Annotated in this window: 16 protein-coding genes; 4 read left to right on the top strand and 12 right to left on the bottom strand. The window is 45.6% G+C overall.

All coding sequences use genetic code 11. From position 1 onward, the window contains the following. Window positions 1-27: 27 nt before the first annotated feature. The 6 genes from FKN08_RS14005 to zapE all read right to left on the bottom strand — a co-directional run bounded on the left by FKN08_RS14005 (window position 28) and on the right by zapE (window position 5,426). Complete coding sequence (locus tag FKN08_RS14005) at window positions 28-765, bottom strand: cytochrome c1 (protein ID WP_005372881.1); 738 nt, start codon at window positions 763-765, stop codon at window positions 28-30. Next, the gene (locus FKN08_RS14000) at window positions 762-2,027 is read right to left on the bottom strand and encodes a cytochrome bc complex cytochrome b subunit (protein WP_005372880.1); all 1,266 of its coding nucleotides are present in this window, start codon (window positions 2,025-2,027) and stop codon (window positions 762-764) included. Before FKN08_RS14000 ends, FKN08_RS14005 begins: the two co-directional genes overlap by 4 nt. After that, a complete protein-coding gene (gene petA / locus FKN08_RS13995; RefSeq protein ID WP_005396462.1) occupies window positions 2,027-2,617 on the bottom strand; it encodes a ubiquinol-cytochrome c reductase iron-sulfur subunit in 591 nt (196 codons plus the stop codon). Before petA ends, FKN08_RS14000 begins: the two co-directional genes overlap by 1 nt. Window positions 2,618-3,235: 618 nt before the next feature. Continuing rightward, complete coding sequence (gene rpsI / locus FKN08_RS13990) at window positions 3,236-3,628, bottom strand: 30S ribosomal protein S9 (protein ID WP_005372876.1); 393 nt, start codon at window positions 3,626-3,628, stop codon at window positions 3,236-3,238. 15 nt (window positions 3,629-3,643) lie between these two features. Next, on the bottom strand, window positions 3,644-4,072 hold the full coding sequence (gene rplM, locus FKN08_RS13985; RefSeq protein ID WP_012842158.1) for a 50S ribosomal protein L13: 429 nt from the start codon (window positions 4,070-4,072) through the stop codon (window positions 3,644-3,646). Window positions 4,073-4,322: 250 nt separating this feature from the next. Next, window positions 4,323-5,426 (bottom strand): cell division protein ZapE, encoded by a 1,104-nt coding sequence (gene zapE / locus FKN08_RS13980; RefSeq protein ID WP_161444858.1) that lies wholly within the window; start codon window positions 5,424-5,426, stop codon window positions 4,323-4,325. Window positions 5,427-5,621: 195 nt separating this feature from the next. On the opposite strand from zapE, the gene zapG reads away from it, so the two are divergent. The 3 genes from zapG to degS all read left to right on the top strand — a co-directional run bounded on the left by zapG (window position 5,622) and on the right by degS (window position 8,890). Beyond that, a complete protein-coding gene (gene zapG / locus FKN08_RS13975; RefSeq protein WP_005395919.1) occupies window positions 5,622-6,065 on the top strand; it encodes a Z-ring associated protein ZapG in 444 nt (147 codons plus the stop codon). 203 nt (window positions 6,066-6,268) lie between these two features. Continuing rightward, window positions 6,269-7,636, top strand: coding sequence for a Do family serine endopeptidase (locus FKN08_RS13970; RefSeq protein ID WP_170892355.1), 1,368 nt, complete (start codon window positions 6,269-6,271; stop codon window positions 7,634-7,636). A 189-nt stretch (window positions 7,637-7,825) separates the two neighbouring features. After that, window positions 7,826-8,890: an outer membrane-stress sensor serine endopeptidase DegS gene (gene degS, locus FKN08_RS13965; RefSeq protein ID WP_017633606.1), complete on the top strand. Its 1,065-nt coding sequence runs from the start codon at window positions 7,826-7,828 to the stop codon at window positions 8,888-8,890. A gap of 37 nt (window positions 8,891-8,927) precedes the next feature. Here the strand turns inward: degS and parC are convergent, their stop codons facing one another. From parC to nudF, 6 genes are all read right to left on the bottom strand, one after another. Further along, the gene (gene parC / locus FKN08_RS13960) at window positions 8,928-11,213 is read right to left on the bottom strand and encodes a DNA topoisomerase IV subunit A (protein WP_170892354.1); all 2,286 of its coding nucleotides are present in this window, start codon (window positions 11,211-11,213) and stop codon (window positions 8,928-8,930) included. A 3-nt stretch (window positions 11,214-11,216) separates the two neighbouring features. Beyond that, window positions 11,217-13,097 (bottom strand): DNA topoisomerase IV subunit B, encoded by a 1,881-nt coding sequence (gene parE, locus FKN08_RS13955; protein ID WP_006743361.1) that lies wholly within the window; start codon window positions 13,095-13,097, stop codon window positions 11,217-11,219. 249 nt (window positions 13,098-13,346) lie between these two features. After that, window positions 13,347-13,931, bottom strand: coding sequence for an esterase YqiA (gene yqiA, locus FKN08_RS13950; RefSeq protein ID WP_046874000.1), 585 nt, complete (start codon window positions 13,929-13,931; stop codon window positions 13,347-13,349). 47 nt (window positions 13,932-13,978) lie between these two features. After that, the gene (cpdA, locus tag FKN08_RS13945; protein WP_046874001.1) at window positions 13,979-14,785 is read right to left on the bottom strand and encodes a 3',5'-cyclic-AMP phosphodiesterase; all 807 of its coding nucleotides are present in this window, start codon (window positions 14,783-14,785) and stop codon (window positions 13,979-13,981) included. A 61-nt stretch (window positions 14,786-14,846) separates the two neighbouring features. Continuing rightward, window positions 14,847-15,290, bottom strand: coding sequence for a DUF1249 family protein (locus FKN08_RS13940; RefSeq protein WP_005395930.1), 444 nt, complete (start codon window positions 15,288-15,290; stop codon window positions 14,847-14,849). Continuing rightward, window positions 15,290-15,940 carry an ADP-ribose diphosphatase gene (nudF, locus tag FKN08_RS13935; RefSeq protein WP_170892353.1) on the bottom strand — a complete coding sequence of 217 codons (651 nt, stop codon included), beginning with the start codon at window positions 15,938-15,940 and terminating at the stop codon, window positions 15,290-15,292. Before nudF ends, FKN08_RS13940 begins: the two co-directional genes overlap by 1 nt. 229 nt (window positions 15,941-16,169) lie before the next feature. On the opposite strand from nudF, the gene tolC reads away from it, so the two are divergent. Then, complete coding sequence (tolC, locus tag FKN08_RS13930) at window positions 16,170-17,498, top strand: outer membrane channel protein TolC (protein ID WP_170892352.1); 1,329 nt, start codon at window positions 16,170-16,172, stop codon at window positions 17,496-17,498. The last annotated feature ends 68 nt before the right edge of the window (window positions 17,499-17,566 follow it).

Here is a 17,566-nt window from a genome sequence, read left to right as displayed (position 1 = left end):
GGGAATTAGCACGGTATTTTAGCACAATTAATGCACATCGCGCCAATACTCTTTCTTGAGCATCACGACAACGATAGTTAGAAGCACTAAGAAGCCCATTACCCACCAACCTAAAGCATGACGCTCAAGCTGCACTGGGTCACCTGAATAAACCAAGAAGTTCACTAGGTCGCCAACCGCTTTGTCGTATTCGCCTTCGCTCAGCTCACCCGTACCGTCTGTTTCAGTACCAACAACAACTTGTACTTCTTCGCCATCTACGATTTTCGTATCGTAAATCGGCGTCGGGATACCTTGTAACTCTTCGAGCACATGTGGCATACCAACACTCGGGAAGACAATGTTGTTCACGCCGAATGGACGAGATGGATCAACATAGAAAGAGCGTAAGTAAGTGTATAACCAATCAGCACCACGAACTCGTGCAACCAACGTAAGATCTGGTGGTGGAGCACCAAACCAGTTTGCCGCTTGCTTCGGTGGCATTGCGTTGACCATTAGATCACCGATTTTCGCTTCAGGATTGAAAATCAGGTTTTCTTTCATTAAGTCTGTTGGAATTTCCAAGTCTGTTGCTACACGCTCATAACGCTGATACTGCGTTGAGTGACAAGCAAAACAGTAGTTCATGAACAACTTCGCACCGTTTTGTAGCGAAGCTTTATCCGTTAGGTCAACATTCGCTTTATCAAGCGGAACGTTAGCCCCCGCTGCCATCGCTAGTGATGGCAACATAGCAAATAGAATTACAATCCACTTCTTCATTTGAATGTCACCCTCTCTGGTAATGGTTTGGTTGCTTCATTTTTGCTGTAGAAGAACAGCAACACAAAGAACATGAAGTAACACAAGCTAAAGATCTGAGATAGTAGTGTGTACGTTGGTGTTGCAGGTAACGCACCTAAAATACCCAGAGCGATAAAGGCGATAGTGAACTGTACAATATTCAACAGATGAAGTTTGCTACGGTAACGGTATGAACGAACTTTACAACGATCCAACCAAGGTAGAACAAACAGCACTGCAATTGACGCACCCATTAGGATAACACCTAATAGTTTGTCTGGAACCGCACGTAAGATTGCGTAAAACGGCGTGAAGTACCATACCGGAGCAATGTGCTCTGGTGTCTTCAGTGGGTTGGCCGCTTCAAAGTTAGGCGGTTCAAGGAAGTATCCTCCCATTTCTGGGTTAAAGAACAGCACGTAACAGAAGAAGAACAAGAAACCAGCCACACCAACTAAGTCCTTAACCGTACCGTATGGGTGGAAAGGAATAGAGTCGATAATGTCGTATTTCTTCGTGTAGTAATCGTGGAACTTGAACTGTGTCTTGTAATCATCGCCCATTGAACCTTTTGGTAGCTTAGTTTCGATACCATCAGGGTTGTTTGAGCCGACTTCGTGCAGCGCCAATACGTGCAGAACCACAAGAAGAAGCAGAACGATAGGCAGTGCAATAACGTGTAGTGCGAAGAAACGGTTTAACGTTGCACCAGAGATGATGTAGTCACCGCGGATCCAAAGCGTTAGGTCATCACCGATAACAGGAATCGCACCAAACAAAGAAATGATTACCTGTGCACCCCAGTATGACATCTGACCCCATGGCAGTAGGTAACCCATGAATGCTTCAGCCATTAGAACAAGGAAGATCAACATACCGAAGATCCACAGTAGTTCACGAGGTTTTTGGTATGAGCCGTAGATCAGGCCACGGAACATGTGCAAGTACACAACAACGAAAAACGCAGATGCGCCAGTTGAGTGCATGTAACGTAGAAGCCAACCGTACTCTACATCACGCATGATGTACTCGATAGAAGCAAACGCACCGTCACCAGAAGGGACGTAGTTCATCGTTAGCCAAATACCCGTTAGGATTTGGTTAACCAGAACCAGCATCGCCAGAGAACCGAAAAGGTACCAAAAGTTGAAGTTCTTAGGCATTGGGTATTCAGACAAATGCTTTTTATAAGCATTCATTGCAGGAATACGCTTTTCAACCCAGTCTAACATTGCTTGCATTATGCATCCCCCTCATCAACACCCACAATGAGCTTGGTGTCGCTCAAATACATGTGCTTAGGAACGACAAGGTTCAATGGAGCAGGTACCCCTTGGAACACTCGACCAGCCATATCGAACTTAGAACCATGACAAGGACAGAAGAAGCCAGATCTTACGCCCTGGACCTGCTCTGAGAAAGAGTCTGGTAGATAGGTTGGTGAACAACCTAGGTGAGTACAGAAACCAACAGCGACAAAAAACTCTTCCTTAATCGAACGAAACTCATTCTGAGCGTACTCAGGCTGCTGTTCCATTTCAGATTGCGGATCACGAAGCTTATCGCCGATCGTTTTTAAGTTATCTAGAACGCTTTGAGTGCGGCGAACAATCCATACAGGTTTCCCCTGCCACTCGACACGAACCAGCTGACCTGGTTCAATTTTACTTATATCCACTTCCACCGGTGCACCTGCCGCTTTGGCTTTGGCACTCGGATTCCATGATTTGATAAAAGGCACGGCGACGGCGACTGCCCCTAACCCACCAACAACTGCCGTTGTAGCGGTTAGAAAACGCCTGCGACCGTTATTTAAAGGCGCGTTGCTCATCCAAACATTCTCCCATTTGCTCCCTTTGGATCGTTATTATTCCGCTTATAAGAGCATGGCTAACAAATAATGAATTTAGTTCTATTTATTGGAGGGAAATGATAAAGAAAACCCTACTTTTTGACAAGATAAAGCTACCTTTTTGTAACATTTGTGAGGCAAATCGCTCGCGTCGTCACAAAAGCGGCAGAATTATAAAAAATTGATGTGATTTGTAACAAGAAAGCACAACATGGAAGTTCTGCTGAAAGCTATTCAAACCTTTTATCTTGGTAGTTTTCAGTTAATTACACAGCAAAATATTTCTTAGTGCGCATTCAACTTACGTTGTTTGTATTTTCACTTTTGTAGCACGCCGCATACGCAAAAAAGACGAGTAGGCATTTTAAAACATGTTGCAGGGATATTAAGACGTAAAGGCACCCACAGAAGATAAATAAGCTTATGACGTATGGTAAGGAAGAAGCCTTACTCTGAGCCTAGTTATAAGTGAATACAAATGGATATTGATAGGCAGGTATTATTTCTTTAAAAACAAAAAAGCCCGGCATAGAGCCGAGCTTTTGGTACACAGTTTCCAGAATAACTCTGAAAAGCAGAATTTCCAATAAGAGGAAATTAACGCTTAGAGAACTGTGGACGACGACGTGCTTTACGTAGACCAACTTTCTTACGTTCAACGCAACGAGCGTCACGAGTAACGTAGCCAGCTGCGCGTAGAGCAGGACGTAGAGACTCATCGTATTCCATAAGCGCGCGAGTGATACCGTGACGGATAGCACCTGCTTGACCAGAAATACCGCCGCCTTTAACTGTTACGTAAAGGTCTAGCTTTTCAGTTAGTTCAACAAGTTCTAGAGGTTGTTGTACAACCATGCGAGCTGTTGGACGACCGAAGTATTCGTCAAGGTTACGCTTGTTTACTACAATGTTGCCGCTGCCTGGTTTAATAAAAACACGTGCAGCTGAGCTTTTGCGACGGCCAGTGCCGTAGTATTGATTCTCTGCCATTTTCGAAATCCCCAATTAGATGTCTAGTACTTGTGGTTGTTGAGCAACATGGTTGTGCTCAGCGCCTGCGTAAACTTTAAGCTTACGGTACATAGCACGGCCTAGAGGACCACGTGGAAGCATGCCTTTAACTGCAAGCTCAAGAACCATCTCAGGTTTACGATCGATCAACTTTTCAAAAGTGATAGATTTTAGACCACCTGGGAACTCAGAGTGACGGTAGTACACTTTGTTCTTAGCTTTGTTACCAGTTACAGCAACTTTCTCAGCGTTGATAACGATGATGTAGTCACCAGCGTCAACGTGAGGAGTGTATTCAGCTTTATGTTTGCCACGTAGGCGAGATGCAATTTCACTTGCTAGACGACCAAGAGTTTTACCTTCAGCGTCTACAACGTACCAGTCGCGTTTTACAGTTTCTGGTTTAGCAACGAAAGTTTTCATGCTAATAATAACCCGTTAATTAAAATTTAAACTTTAAGGAACACCGTTCTGGTGCTCCCACACTGTCTAAGAGCCCAGTCATCACCCCTTCGAGTCGTTGGTACTCTCGACCTTCAATTTCGAAATAACTTCGATAATCCGGTCTGCAGTAACGGTGGGTCGCAGGATTATAGAGAAGAGCGAAGAAAAAATCACCTTTTTTTGCGCCAAATCACTAATTTTTTCTTCACTTTTTAAGAACACACTAGATTTAGGCCAAATGCTCACGCGCGAGGTACTCATGACTTTGCATCTCAGTGAGCCGAGACAAACAGCGCTTAAATTCAAACTCGAGCTGCCCCTCAGTATATAAGTCTTCCATTGGCACTTCAGCAGAAATAATCAACTTCACATTGCGCTCGTAAAACTCATCGACCAGTGCAATAAAACGTCTCGCTGCATCATCTATTTTACGATTCATCTGTTGAACATCCGCCAGTAATACCGTGTGATAAATACGGGACAACTCAATGTAGTCATTTTGACTGCGAGCGGTTTGGCATAACTGAGCAAAAGACGCATGCAGAACCCCATCACTCGCTTCAATTACCTCAAGCTGACGGTGATTGATTTCGATTTGATGAGCGACGATCTGACGTTCGCCCGTCAGCTGCTGATAATACTTGTTGAGATTAATGTTGGCCTGTTCATCAAGTGGATAATGGTATATTTCGGCCTGTTCAAGCGTTCTTAAGCGATAATCAACGCCACTATCAACATTCAACACGTCACAGCGTGCCAAAATCATATCAATTGCAGGCAAAAAGCGCGCTCTTTGCAAACCGTTACGATATAAGTTCTGCGGCTCGATGTTTGAAGTCGCGACTAGGATCATCTGCCGCTTGAACATTTCTTGAAGTAGCGTTGCAAGGATCATCGCATCAGTAATGTCGGAAACAAAAAATTCATCAAAGCAAACCACATCTGCTTCTTCTTTAAATTTATCCGCCACTTTTGCTAGCGGATTTTCGACATCACCTAACAGCTTCAACTCATCATGTACTCGATACATGAAGCGGTGAAAGTGTACGCGCATTTTTCTTTGGGTTGGTAAAGCATCAAAAAACGCATCCATGAGGTACGTTTTACCGCGTCCGACTCCTCCCCAAAAGTAAAGACCTTTTGGGGGCTCAGGCATGTCGATTTTTTTCCCCATGAGCTTTTGCCATTTGGAAAGCTGAGGCACAGGAGCTGACTGAAATTCAACGATAGCATGGTAAAGCTTATCTAATGCAACGACCGCTTGATACTGAGCTTCATCACGCTGAAACCCGTGTTCTGCTATGTCTTTTTGATATTGTTGTAGTGGTGTCATCGTATTAAGTCGTATAGAGGTACTGGGAAAAGGGTTACCTCGGGGTCAACTTTGAGAATAGAGAGAAGTAGTTATCAGTCCCCGAAGACATACTGCTATTTTTCTTTATCGGCTGTTCAAGCCATAGTAACATGGACTAGCACCGCGTGTAACTAAGTAGTAAAAGACTTGTTAAAACAACTATAAGGAGCAGTTATGCCTTGGATTTATGCCATTGTGGGTTTGCTGGTCGGTACAATCGTAGGCGTAGTCATTAGTAGACTAACCACCCCTGAATACAAGAAACAAAAGTCTGTGCAGAAAGAACTTGAAGCGGCCAAGTTTGAACTAGAGCAACAACGTCAAGAGCTCGTCGATCATTTTGCACAAACCGCAGAAATGTTGGATACACTAGGTAAAGATTACACCAAGCTGTACCAACATATGGCTAAGACCTCTTCTGAGCTTTTGCCAAACTTGCCAGAGCAAGACAACCCGTTTGATAAGAAAACGGCAATGTCTTCTGAAGCTATTGCAGAAGATCAACCAGAGTTTAATGAACAGCCAAAAGACTACGCCAATGGCGCAACGGGTCTTTTAAAGGATCAAGAGAAAGAAATCATTAATGCTCCCGAAGCGGTAACCGCAAAAGCATCATAATCTTCTCTTACCTCTACCTATTAGGGCCGATACATTTGTATCGGCCCTTTTTTGAACTTTTTCTTCTTACCTTTGCTCTAACTTGGATGTGAACTGCCTCCCCCTTTGATTATCCGAACTAGGCCCTATATTAGTTATTAACAAAGTGAACTAACCGTTCGGATATTTCTTTTTGGCAGACATGTTTCAAGAGGAGTTATTGGATGAAAAAACCACTGCTTGCGCTCACCGTTCTATCTCTGAGTTTGGGCTCTATTATTGCGCCAGTTCAAGCCACCGCCGCATTACCTTTAAATGTGGATGGCCAACAGTTACCTAGCTTGGCGCCCATGCTTGAGAAAGTAACCCCTGCTGTTGTGAGTATTGCTGTAGAAGGCAAACAAATACAAACCAGCCGTATTCCCGAACAATTTCAATTCTTCTTTGGACCGGACTTTCCGATGGAGCAAAGGCGCGAGCGCCCGTTCAGAGGTTTAGGTTCTGGTGTCATTATTGATGCGAAAAAAGGGCATATCGTCACTAACTACCACGTAATCAAGGGCGCGGATGATATTCGAGTTCGCCTCTATGATGGTCGCGAGTATGACGCTACGCTCGTTGGCGGCGATGAGATGGCCGATGTTGCGTTGCTTAAATTAGAAAAAGCGAAAAACTTAACGCAAATTAAAGTCGCAGATTCCGACAAACTTCGCGTAGGTGACTTTACGGTTGCGATTGGTAACCCATTCGGACTCGGTCAAACCGTGACGTCGGGCATCGTCTCAGCGTTAGGCCGTAGTGGCTTGAACGTTGAAAACTTCGAAAACTTCATCCAAACCGATGCCGCAATTAACAGCGGTAACTCTGGTGGTGCATTGGTCAACCTTAATGGTGAGCTGATCGGTATTAATACTGCGATTTTAGGCCCTAACGGCGGTAACGTGGGGATTGGCTTTGCGATTCCGTCCAACATGATGAAAAACCTCACCGAGCAAATTCTAGAGTTTGGTGAAGTCAAACGCGGCATGTTGGGTGTGCAAGGTGGCGAAGTAACCTCTGAGCTGGCTGATGCATTGGGTTACGAGTCGAGTAAAGGGGCCTTTATTGGCCAAGTCGTACCAGACAGCGCAGCCGATAAAGCTGGATTGAAAGCCGGTGATGTAATTGTATCGGTAAACGGCAAAGAGATTAATACTTTCTCAGAGCTCCGCGCAAAAGTGGCAACGCTGGGCGCAGGTAAAGAAATCACATTAGGTGTGGTTCGAGATGGTAAGAATAAAACCTTTGATGTAACGCTTGGCGAATCTACAAATATGAAAGCCAAAGCCGAAACATTACACGAAGGGCTCAAGGGTGCGGAATTAAGCAATACGACACCAAGTGATGCAATTCAAGGCGTTAAAGTATCGAGCGTTGCAGATAACTCTCCGGCCGCTCAATATCAATTACAGCAAGGTGACATCATTATCGGTGTGAACCGCCAGCGCGTGAAAAACCTTGCTGAGCTTCGTGCAATAGTGGATAAACACAAAGGCGTATTGGCTCTGAATATTCAGCGTGGCGAACGTACTATTTATCTTGTTATTCGTTAGTCACTTTCAAAGTGATAGGAAATAAGGTTTTCGATGCATAGCACCGATAATAAGCCTCAAATACTTTTCCTTATCGCTCAATAGCTAATGAAAAGGGCAGCACGATTCCGTGCTGCCCTTTTGTTATTTTTCAATGTAATGCTATTCTTCATCTTCTATGCCATTTTGGCGCTCATGTATGGAGAGGATATGCTCAGCTTTTTATTACGTTCTGTCTTTTTAGGCTTGGCTACTGCCGCAGTGGTATTACTGGCGGTGCCATCTTTGCGCAACAACGTAATTCCTGCCGCGCTAGATCCGCAACCTGTTAATATCGCGTCCGTTGAGTTGACATTTAATCAGGCGGTGCGAAGAGCAGCACCTGCCGTAGTAAACATCTACAGCCGTAAATATGTTGAAAATGATCGCAGTAAACTCTCGACTCAAGGTCTGGGTTCAGGTGTCATTGTCAGTGAGAAAGGCTACATCATTACCAACTACCACGTGGTTGCTCAAGCAGACCAAATTGTTGTCGCATTACAAGACGGTAGAGCCGCGGCAGCTCAGCTAGTTGGCACGGATAAACGCACAGATATTGCCGTACTGCGTGTCGAAGGTTCGAACTTACCTGTTATCCCTCTGAACTCTAATTACAAGCCACAAGTGGGTGATGTGGTCCTAGCCATCGGCAACCCATACAACCTTGGTCAAACCACAACGTTCGGCATTATTTCAGCAACAGGACGCTCATCGATTAGCGACGGTCGCCAAGCATTTATTCAGACCGATGCCGCCATCAATGAGGGGAACTCTGGCGGTGCTCTAGTGAACACGCAAGGTGAGCTCGTCGGCATCAATACCGCCTCTTTCCAACAAGCGACTGATTTAGAAACTTACGGTATTTCCTTTGCGATTCCTGCGCCACTAGCCAGCAAGATCATGCAGAAAATCATCGCTGATGGCCGCGTAATTCGTGGTTATATTGGAATCGACGGCCAAGACATTAATGCGGTCACTGCTCGCCTACTTGGAAATGAACACATAGGTGGTATTGTCGTGCTTGGTATTGATCCAAATGGCCCAGCCAATGCAGCTGGCTTCCAAAAGCAGGACATCATTATCAGTATTGATGGCAATAAAGTGCAAGGGCGTCAGAGCGTTATGGATATCGTCACCGATTTACGTCCTGGCACCACCGTGGACGTCGGCATCATTCGCAAAGGAAAAGAGATGACCTTGAAAGTCACGATTGCTGAAGACAAGCAAGAAGCATAAAAAATCCCAGCCATTGGCTGGGATTTTTATTTGTGCGTTACTCGCTATCGCTCGGTGTTTCCGTCGTATCGGAATCATCCAGCTCAACTTCAATGCGAGTGACTCGCTGCAAACCTCTTGGTAGTAACCCGCCTCGGCGACCACGTTCGCCACGGAAGTTATCAAGGTCAGACAGTTTAAGACCCAACTTTCGCTTACCCGCGTACAGCGTTAACGATGCACCTTTTGGTAAAGACATTAAGTGAGATAGTACTTCTTCTCGCTCTTTTGCTTTAGCAGCAGGAATGTTGATGATCTTATTCCCTTTACCTTTCGCCAGTTGTGGCAGGTCTTTGATTGGGAACAGCAGCATGCGGCCTTGGTTAGTGATTGCTAAGATTTCATCAGAATCTAAATCTTCAATCGCTTTTGGCGTCATGACCTCAGAGTTAGCCGGTAAAGTGACTAGAGCTTTACCACTGCGGTTTTTAGACAGCAAGTCAGCGCCTTTACATACAAAGCCGTAACCTGCATCAGAGCCCACCAGCCACAGCTGATCTTCTTCACTCATGATCACTTGGCGAATACTGCTACCAGCCGTAATATTCAAACGACCGGTAATCGGCTCACCTTGACTACGAGCAGAAGGCAGCGAGTGCGATTCCAGAGAGTAACTTCGACCGTCACTACCTAGGAATACCGCAGGCTGATTACTCTTACCTCGTGCGTGCGCTAAGTATTTATCACCCGACTTATAGTTCAGGCCTTCTGCATCTACGTCATGGCCTTTCGCGTGACGAATCCAACCTTTCTCAGAAAGCACAACCGTGATTGGTTCGCTTGGAACAAGATCACGTTCAGTAAGCGCTTTTGCTTCTGCACGCTCAACCAATGGAGATCGACGGTCATCACCGTATTTCTCAGCATCCGCTTTGATTTCTTTTTTCAGTAGTGTGTTTAGACGACGCTCAGAACCGAGTAGCAGTTCTAGCTTCTCACGCTCTTTCTCTAGCTCGTCTTGCTCACCACGGATCTTCATCTCTTCTAGTTTGGCTAGGTGACGAAGTTTGGTGTCTAGAATCGCATCCGCTTGGATATCGGTAATACCAAAACGTGCCATCAATACCGCTTTAGGATCATCTTCAGTACGGATGATCTCAATCACTTCATCTAGGTTTAGGTAAGCAACCAGCAAACCTTCCAAAATGTGTAAGCGAGCCATGACTTTGTCTAGGCGGTGTTGTAGACGGCGACGTACGGTCGTGCGACGGAACTCAATCCACTCTGACAGAATTTGCACCAGACCTTTAACTTGAGGACGATTATCCAAACCAATCATGTTCAAGTTAACGCGGTAGCTGCGCTCAAGATCCGTTGATGCGAACAAGTGGTTCATCAACAAATCACAATCGACGCGGTTTGACTTAGGTACCACAACGATACGCGTTGGGTTCTCGTGATCCGACTCGTCACGAAGATCGTCAACCATTGGTAGCTTCTTCGCACGCATCTGGTTGGCGATTTGCTCAAGCAGTTTTGCACCCGATACTTGGTGTGGCAGAGAGGTGATAACGATATCAGACCCTTCTTTGTGCCATACCGCGCGCATCTTGATGCTGCCGCGACCGTTGCGGTAAATCTTCTCAATATCCGCTTGCGGCGAGATGATTTCTGCTTCTGTTGGGTAATCCGGACCTTTAACATATTGCATCACGTCCGGCAGTTCTGCTTTCGGGTTGTCGATCAAATGAATAGTTGCATCTGCGATTTCACGAACGTTATGCGGTGGGATGTCTGTTGCCATACCAACCGCAATACCGGTTACACCGTTAAGCAGGATATGAGGCAGACGTGCTGGCAACATTTGTGGCTCTTTCATTGTGCCATCAAAGTTAGGTTGCCATTCAACCGTACCCTGGCCCAGTTCGCCTAGCAATACTTCAGCAAACTTAGACAGTTTTGCTTCGGTATAACGCATTGCCGCGAATGATTTCGGATCATCTGGCGCACCCCAGTTACCTTGACCATCCACTAATGGATAGCGGTAAGAGAATGGCTGAGCCATCAATACCATCGCTTCGTAACACGCTGAATCACCGTGCGGATGGTATTTACCTAGCACGTCACCAACGGTACGTGCAGATTTTTTGTATTTTGCTGATGCAGAGAGACCAAGCTCTGACATCGCATAAATGATGCGTCGTTGAACCGGCTTTAAGCCATCACCAATGTATGGCAAGGCGCGGTCCATGATTACGTACATCGAGTAGTTCAGATAAGCGTCTTCAGTGAACTTGCGCATTGGCAACTGTTCGACGCCATCGTAGGTAATTTCTGTAGACATCCGTTACACCTCTGCCAAGTCGCCGTTGTTTTGTAGCCAAGAGCGACGGTCATCTGCACGCTTTTTACCTAGCAGCATGTCCATCATTTCCATGGTCGCCGTAGAGTCGTCAATGGTTAACTGCACTAAGCGACGCGTGTTCGGATCCATGGTGGTTTCACGCAACTGAAGTGGGTTCATCTCACCCAAACCTTTGAATCGTTGCACGTTGATTTTGGCTTTCTTCTTCGACAAGCGCTCTAAGATGCCATCTTTTTCATCGTCATCGAGGGCGTAGAACACTTCTTTCCCGCAATCGATTCGATACAGAGGCGGCATCGCCACGTAGATATGACCCGCTTCAACCAGTGCACGGAAGTGACGAGTGAACAGTGCACAAAGCAGCGTTGCGATGTGAAGACCATCCGAGTCCGCATCGGCAAGGATACAGATCTTACCGTAGCGCAACCCCTCAAGGTTATCGCTGTCAGGATCAATCCCCAAAGCCACTGAAATATCGTGTACTTCTTGAGATGCTAATACTTGGTCAGCAGAGACTTCCCACGTGTTCAAGATCTTACCACGCAGTGGCATCACGGCTTGGAACTCACGGTCACGTGCCTGTTTTGCCGAGCCACCCGCAGAGTCACCCTCCACAAAGAAGATTTCAGTGCGACTTAAGTCCTGTGCTGAACAGTCGGTCAACTTACCTGGCAGTGCCGGGCCGGACGCCACTTTCTTACGTACGACTTTTTTCGCTGCACGCATACGACGGTGCGCGTTAGCGATACAGACTTCTGCCAATTGCTCTGCTAGCTGAGGCTTTTCGTTCAACCAAAGACTGAACGCATCTTTGACTACGCCAGAGACAAATGCCGCAGTTTGACGAGAAGACAGACGTTCTTTGGTCTGGCCTGCAAATTGCGGATCTTGAATTTTAACCGACAACACGTAAGAACAGCGGTCGAAAACGTCATCACCCGTTAGCTTAACGCCACGAGGTAATAGATTACGGAACTCACAGAACTCGCGCATCGCTTCTAACAAGCCTTGGCGTAAACCATTAACGTGCGTACCACCTTGAGCAGTTGGGATCAGGTTAACGTAGCTTTCGGTGATCATCTCACCACCTTCTGGCTGCCAAATTACCGCCCAGTTTGCCGCTTCGGTATCCGCCAAGAACTCACCAGTAAATGGTTCTTCAGGAATAACTGGGTAGCCTTTTACGCCTTCCGCAAGATAGTCTTTAAGACCGTCTTCGTAGTACCACTTATAGTCTTTACCATTAACTTTGTCGGTTAATGTAATTTCTAGGCCCGGGCACAAAACCGCTTTTGCGCGCAGATTATTGACTAGGCGTGTAACAGAGAAGTTAGCCGAATCGAAGTACTTCGCATCAGGCCAGAAATGCACGCTGGTACCGCGATTGCGACGACCACATGTGCCAGTTACGGTCAGGTCAGAGACTTTATCACCGTGCTCAAATGCAATTTCATACACTTGACCATCACGACGAACGGTTACTTCAACGCGTTTTGACAACGCGTTTACTACCGAAATACCTACCCCGTGCAAACCACCAGAGAATTGGTAGTTTTTGTTAGAGAACTTACCACCTGCGTGCAGCTTGCATAGGATTAACTCTACGCCTGACACTTTCTCTTCTGGGTGGATATCAACAGGCATGCCTCGACCATCATCGATCACTTCTAGTGATTGGTCGGCATGTAGGATGACTTGTACTTTTGAGGCATGTCCGGCTAGCGCTTCATCGACACTGTTGTCGATAACTTCTTGGCCCAAATGGTTTGGGCGCGCTGTATCCGTATACATCCCTGGTCGGCGACGTACTGGCTCTAAGCCATTCAGTACTTCAATGGCACCAGCATTATATTGTTCAGTCATAATACGGAATTATTCTCAAAGTTTACTTGTTGCCTGAATATCACCAATGGGTGAACCCATACTCAGGAAACGAAAAAGCCACCCTGTTCACATCACTAAGTGCTTGTAAACATGATGCATAACAAAGTAGCCAGGGTCCTCGACCCTTAAGATCTTTTGGCAAAACATAGTCGGAAAGCATACCGCCCATGTCAAGAAACGGTTGGATATATCAATAAAAACTATGAGCCTTTTCCAATCGCTTTCGAATTACAGTTCTAGAAATTCGATAATCTGTGCAGGATAACGCTCAAAGCCTACAAAACTGTGATCACCGCCTTGTTCTACTGTTTGCTTAGCGTCTGCAAACTTATCTACCGCTTGTCGATAGTCTAAAACCTCATCTTCTGTCTGCTGTAACAACCAGAAAGAATGTGGCGACGCGATGCTTTGTACATCAAGAGCTTTTAACTCGTCAATATGACAAGCTTCAAGTGTATAGGTTTCGTGCGTATAAGGGTTAGTTTGCTCACCCAAATAATCTACTAACAACTCATAGGGCTTAACCGCGGGGTTGACCACAACCGCTTTAAATCCAAACTTGTCATTTAGCCACATTGACATAAAGCCGCCTAATGAGCTGCCCACCAGACCAATGTTATAGTCGTCTTTATATTGCTCGATGATATCCAACAACATTTTCGCCGCTTGTTGAGGATAACAAGGTAACTGGGGAACAATCACTTTGATATCAGGACGATGCTGCTCGCAGTATGCTCTCATCACATTGGCTTTCATTGAGAGTGGGGAGCTGTTAAAACCATGGATATACAGAAGAAGTGAAGGTTTACTCATAGATATCTCGCACAAAAAAGCGAGCCCGAACATAGAGCTCGGGCGCGTTAGTATCCGTTAGAAGAGAAGTCTGGTTGGAACTGACCATCAGGAAGTCGGCCCACTTGAGTCGTAATATCACCACAAGCATGCAGCTGCAGTTCACGCCAACCAGGCGAAGTCGTATCGAGGGCAAAATCATCCGAGTTAGGCTTAAACTGAACACACGTCGAGGGTGTTGCCATCACTCGAATGCCATTATGAAGCACATTCATGTCTTGATGAACATGACCACAGAGAATACCTTTCACGTTATCAAAACGATCGACAACCTGCCAGAACGCTTCGGCATCTTTTAAGGTATGTTGATCAAGCCACGCGCTTCCCACTAATAATGGATGGTGATGCAGCAACACAAGTGTGTGCCTTTCTGGGTGTTCTGCTAACTTTTCTTCAAGTAACGCTAACTGCTGATCACTCAAGCGTCCGTGGGGAACGCCAACAACTTGCGAGTCTAAAAGAACCAACTGCCAATGCGCGCCAAGCAATACATGCTCTGCCGCTTTGATTTGTTGCGAAGGTAATACACTGCCCATATTGGGCTTGTAGTCATGATTACCAGGCAGCCAAAAGCAGTCTTTCTCTAGCGGTTCAATGCCTTCGGCAAAGCGCTGGTAAGATTCTGCACTATGGTCTTGGGAAATGTCCCCTGTCGCCAAGATGTAATCAAACGTCACGTTGCGGCGTAAAACATCAGCAACAACAGCGTTAAAGCTATCGGCCGTTTTTACGCTCAGCAAACTTCCCTCATCGGCAGCAAACAGATGAGTATCCGTAATTTGTAAAAGTTTGATGCTGTCACTAGATGATTGCAAAATGAAAACCTGATTCGTCCACTATATCGTTATTTGTTATTTTCCTTTAGTGACGTGACGATCAATTGAAGGCAAGTGGTGTTCTACTGATACCACTTCGTAAACAAAACGTCAGCCATTCACCGAGGAATGTGTTTAGTTGATGCTTTTCATCTTTCTGCATCAGTTGGTCGTTGGGATAATCATACTTAGCTTTTATGCGAGAGAACTCTCCGCTTGAGCATACTTCGGCTACTCTCGCATCGTGATAAAGCCTGACAGACATCGTCGGTAAAGGAAACACTGGCGTTTCATCACTCTGACATATCTCAACAACTGTGGTGTATTTTGTGATTTCATTCACGGTCAGTTGGTAAACCATGTTCGCCGCTTGATAGCAGCGTACATCCCCAACTTCGGCAGAAGCAGGCAATAAGGCGTTCAATTTAGCGTAGTTGGTCTCATAGGTTCTCATTAGACCCGCTAAATCAACATGATACCTCTGTTTTTCAGCCACTTGTGCCATTACTTACTCTCCACCATTTGGGGTTGCCCCCACTGTGACTTCAACTCTTGATGGTTTAATTGCAACCATTGCAACGCAATAATCGACGCACCATTTTCAAATTTTCCGTCTTTCACCCATTGATATGCTTGCTCACGACTCAAAACATGTACGCGAATATCTTCATTCTCATAGTCTAAACCATGAATGCCGTGCGCTTTAGATGCGTCCACTTCACCAACAAATACGTCCAACTTTTCCGAGCAACCGCCAGCAGAAGGATAATAAGAAGTGACTGGCGCAACACGCCCCACTTGTATCCCCGCCTCTTCGACAGCTTCTCGGCGAATGACGGCTTCAGCTGATTCATCACGGTCAATCATACCCGCGACAATCTCTAGCTGCCATGGGTATTGATGCTCTAAGGCTCCCACTCGAATCTGTTCAATGATAACCACTTGATCCGTATTTGGATCATAAGGAAGCATCGCTGCAGCATGACCACGTTCGAACATTTCTCGTTCGACAACCTCGCTCCAACCTCCAGCAAATAGCTTATGCTGAAAGCGATATTTCACCATTTTGAAAAAGCCTTCAAATAAGGTTTCTTTCGAGATGACTTTTACATCTTGCGAAGTAAAATCCTTTTGTTGTTTGTCACACTGTTGCATTCGACACCTCTCTGAGTGAATCTTGTAGTTTACTCATTGTTATTCGCTTGCTCAAAGGACTTGGCTCAACTTTTTGTACAATAGTTACAAATTAATTTAAGTCTTTGGTGAAAATTTATTGCACAACTGGATAATTACGTGTAAAAAAGTGCAAACTTTAGAGTAAATATCGTGCAAATTGAGTTAAACTACTGAGAATTAACCAATCTATTGACCGCGGGAATAGAAAATGAAAAAATTGCTTCCACTATTTATCAGTGCAGCGCTAGGTAGCATGAGTACGTCTGCGTTCGCAGACTCTTTGGCTGAAATCTACGACTTAGCAAAACAAAATGATCCACAATTGCTCAGTGTAGCAGCACAACGTGACCAAGCTTTCGAAGCAATCACCTCAAGCCGTAGTGCTCTATTACCACAAATTAACCTAACAGCAGGTTACAACTTAACTCGTGGTGATACTGAATACGACTCAAATCTAGTCAATGACGTATCAAACGATGCCAACGCTCTAACCGCTGGTGTTAGCTTTTCACAAGCACTTTACAACCGCGCATCTTGGATCTCGCTAGATACCGCTGAGAAAAGTGCTCGCCAAGCAGACGCAACTTACGCTGCGACTCAACAAGCACTAATTCTTCGTGTTTCACAAGCGTATTTTGAAGTTCTACGCGCACAAGACAACCTTGTTTTCGTCCGTGCAGAAAAAGCCGCAGTGGGTCGTCAACTAGAGCAAACAAAACAGCGTTTTGAAGTAGGTTTATCTGCGATCACTGACGTACACGACGCGCAAGCTCAGTACGACCAAGTACTGGCGGATGAAGTGTTAGCAGAAAACGCACTGACTAACAGCTACGAGTCATTACGTGAAATCACCGGTCAAGAACACAAAGATCTCAACATCTTGGACACTCGCCGCTTCACTGCTAGCCCATCGACCGTGCCTGCTGAATCACTAATTGACGAAGCAAAAACCAAAAACCTGACCTTGCTATCTTCACGTATTCTTCAAGATATCGCACGTGACAATATTTCACTAGCAAGTTCTGGTCATCTACCAACGCTGTCTCTAGACGGTGGTTACAACTACGGTGATACGTCTCATAGCTCTCGTAACAACACCACAGACAACTTCAATATCGGTGTGAACCTTGCGGTGCCGCTATACACGGGTGGTAACGTCACCTCTCAAACCAAACAGGCTGAATACGCGTACGTGGCTGCAAGTGAAGATCTTGAAGCACAATACCGTAGCGTAGTAAAAGATGTTCGCGCACAAAACAACAACATTAACGCTTCTATCGGCGCACTACGTGCTTATGAGCAAGCCGTTATTTCTGCGCGCTCTGCACTAGAAGCAACAGAAGCAGGTTTTGATGTGGGTACTCGTACTATCGTTGACGTGCTAGACGCAACTCGTCGTCTATACGATGCGAATAAAAACCTATCGAACGCTCGTTACGACTACATCTTAAGTGTTCTTCAGCTACGCCAAGCAGTTGGTACGCTAAGCGAACAAGACATCTTAGACGTTGATGCAGGTTTGAAAGCAGCAAAATAATTGCTGACTGAATGCTTCAGTTCTCAATAAATAAAAAACGCCAGTTGATTTATCAGCTGGCGTTTTTT

It is taken from the genome of Vibrio sp. 1-2 (7-a) (assembly GCF_013048515.1).
In the GTDB taxonomy this organism is placed as follows: Bacteria; Pseudomonadota; Gammaproteobacteria; order Enterobacterales; family Vibrionaceae; genus Vibrio; species Vibrio diabolicus.
The sequence above is the reverse complement of the archived record's forward strand: the minus strand, read 5'-3'. Positions and strand labels throughout refer to the sequence as shown.

Coding starts and splice junctions, on each gene's coding strand:
- FKN08_RS13940 (WP_005395930.1), bottom strand. CDS start 15,290: ATGGCACAAGTGGCTGAAAAACAGAGGTATCATGTTGATTTAGCGGGT.
- rplM (WP_012842158.1), bottom strand. CDS start 4,072: ATGAAAACTTTCGTTGCTAAACCAGAAACTGTAAAACGCGACTGGTAC.
- parE (WP_006743361.1), bottom strand. CDS start 13,097: ATGACTGAACAATATAATGCTGGTGCCATTGAAGTACTGAATGGCTTA.
- petA (WP_005396462.1), bottom strand. CDS start 2,617: ATGAGCAACGCGCCTTTAAATAACGGTCGCAGGCGTTTTCTAACCGCT.
- nudF (WP_170892353.1), bottom strand. CDS start 15,940: ATGCAACAGTGTGACAAACAACAAAAGGATTTTACTTCGCAAGATGTA.
- zapG (WP_005395919.1), top strand. CDS start 5,622: ATGCCTTGGATTTATGCCATTGTGGGTTTGCTGGTCGGTACAATCGTA.
- FKN08_RS14000 (WP_005372880.1), bottom strand. CDS start 2,027: ATGCAAGCAATGTTAGACTGGGTTGAAAAGCGTATTCCTGCAATGAAT.
- rpsI (WP_005372876.1), bottom strand. CDS start 3,628: ATGGCAGAGAATCAATACTACGGCACTGGCCGTCGCAAAAGCTCAGCT.
- FKN08_RS14005 (WP_005372881.1), bottom strand. CDS start 765: ATGAAGAAGTGGATTGTAATTCTATTTGCTATGTTGCCATCACTAGCG.
- tolC (WP_170892352.1), top strand. CDS start 16,170: ATGAAAAAATTGCTTCCACTATTTATCAGTGCAGCGCTAGGTAGCATG.
- parC (WP_170892354.1), bottom strand. CDS start 11,213: ATGTCTACAGAAATTACCTACGATGGCGTCGAACAGTTGCCAATGCGC.
- yqiA (WP_046874000.1), bottom strand. CDS start 13,931: ATGAGTAAACCTTCACTTCTTCTGTATATCCATGGTTTTAACAGCTCC.
- zapE (WP_161444858.1), bottom strand. CDS start 5,426: ATGACACCACTACAACAATATCAAAAAGACATAGCAGAACACGGGTTT.
- FKN08_RS13970 (WP_170892355.1), top strand. CDS start 6,269: ATGAAAAAACCACTGCTTGCGCTCACCGTTCTATCTCTGAGTTTGGGC.
- degS (WP_017633606.1), top strand. CDS start 7,826: ATGCTCAGCTTTTTATTACGTTCTGTCTTTTTAGGCTTGGCTACTGCC.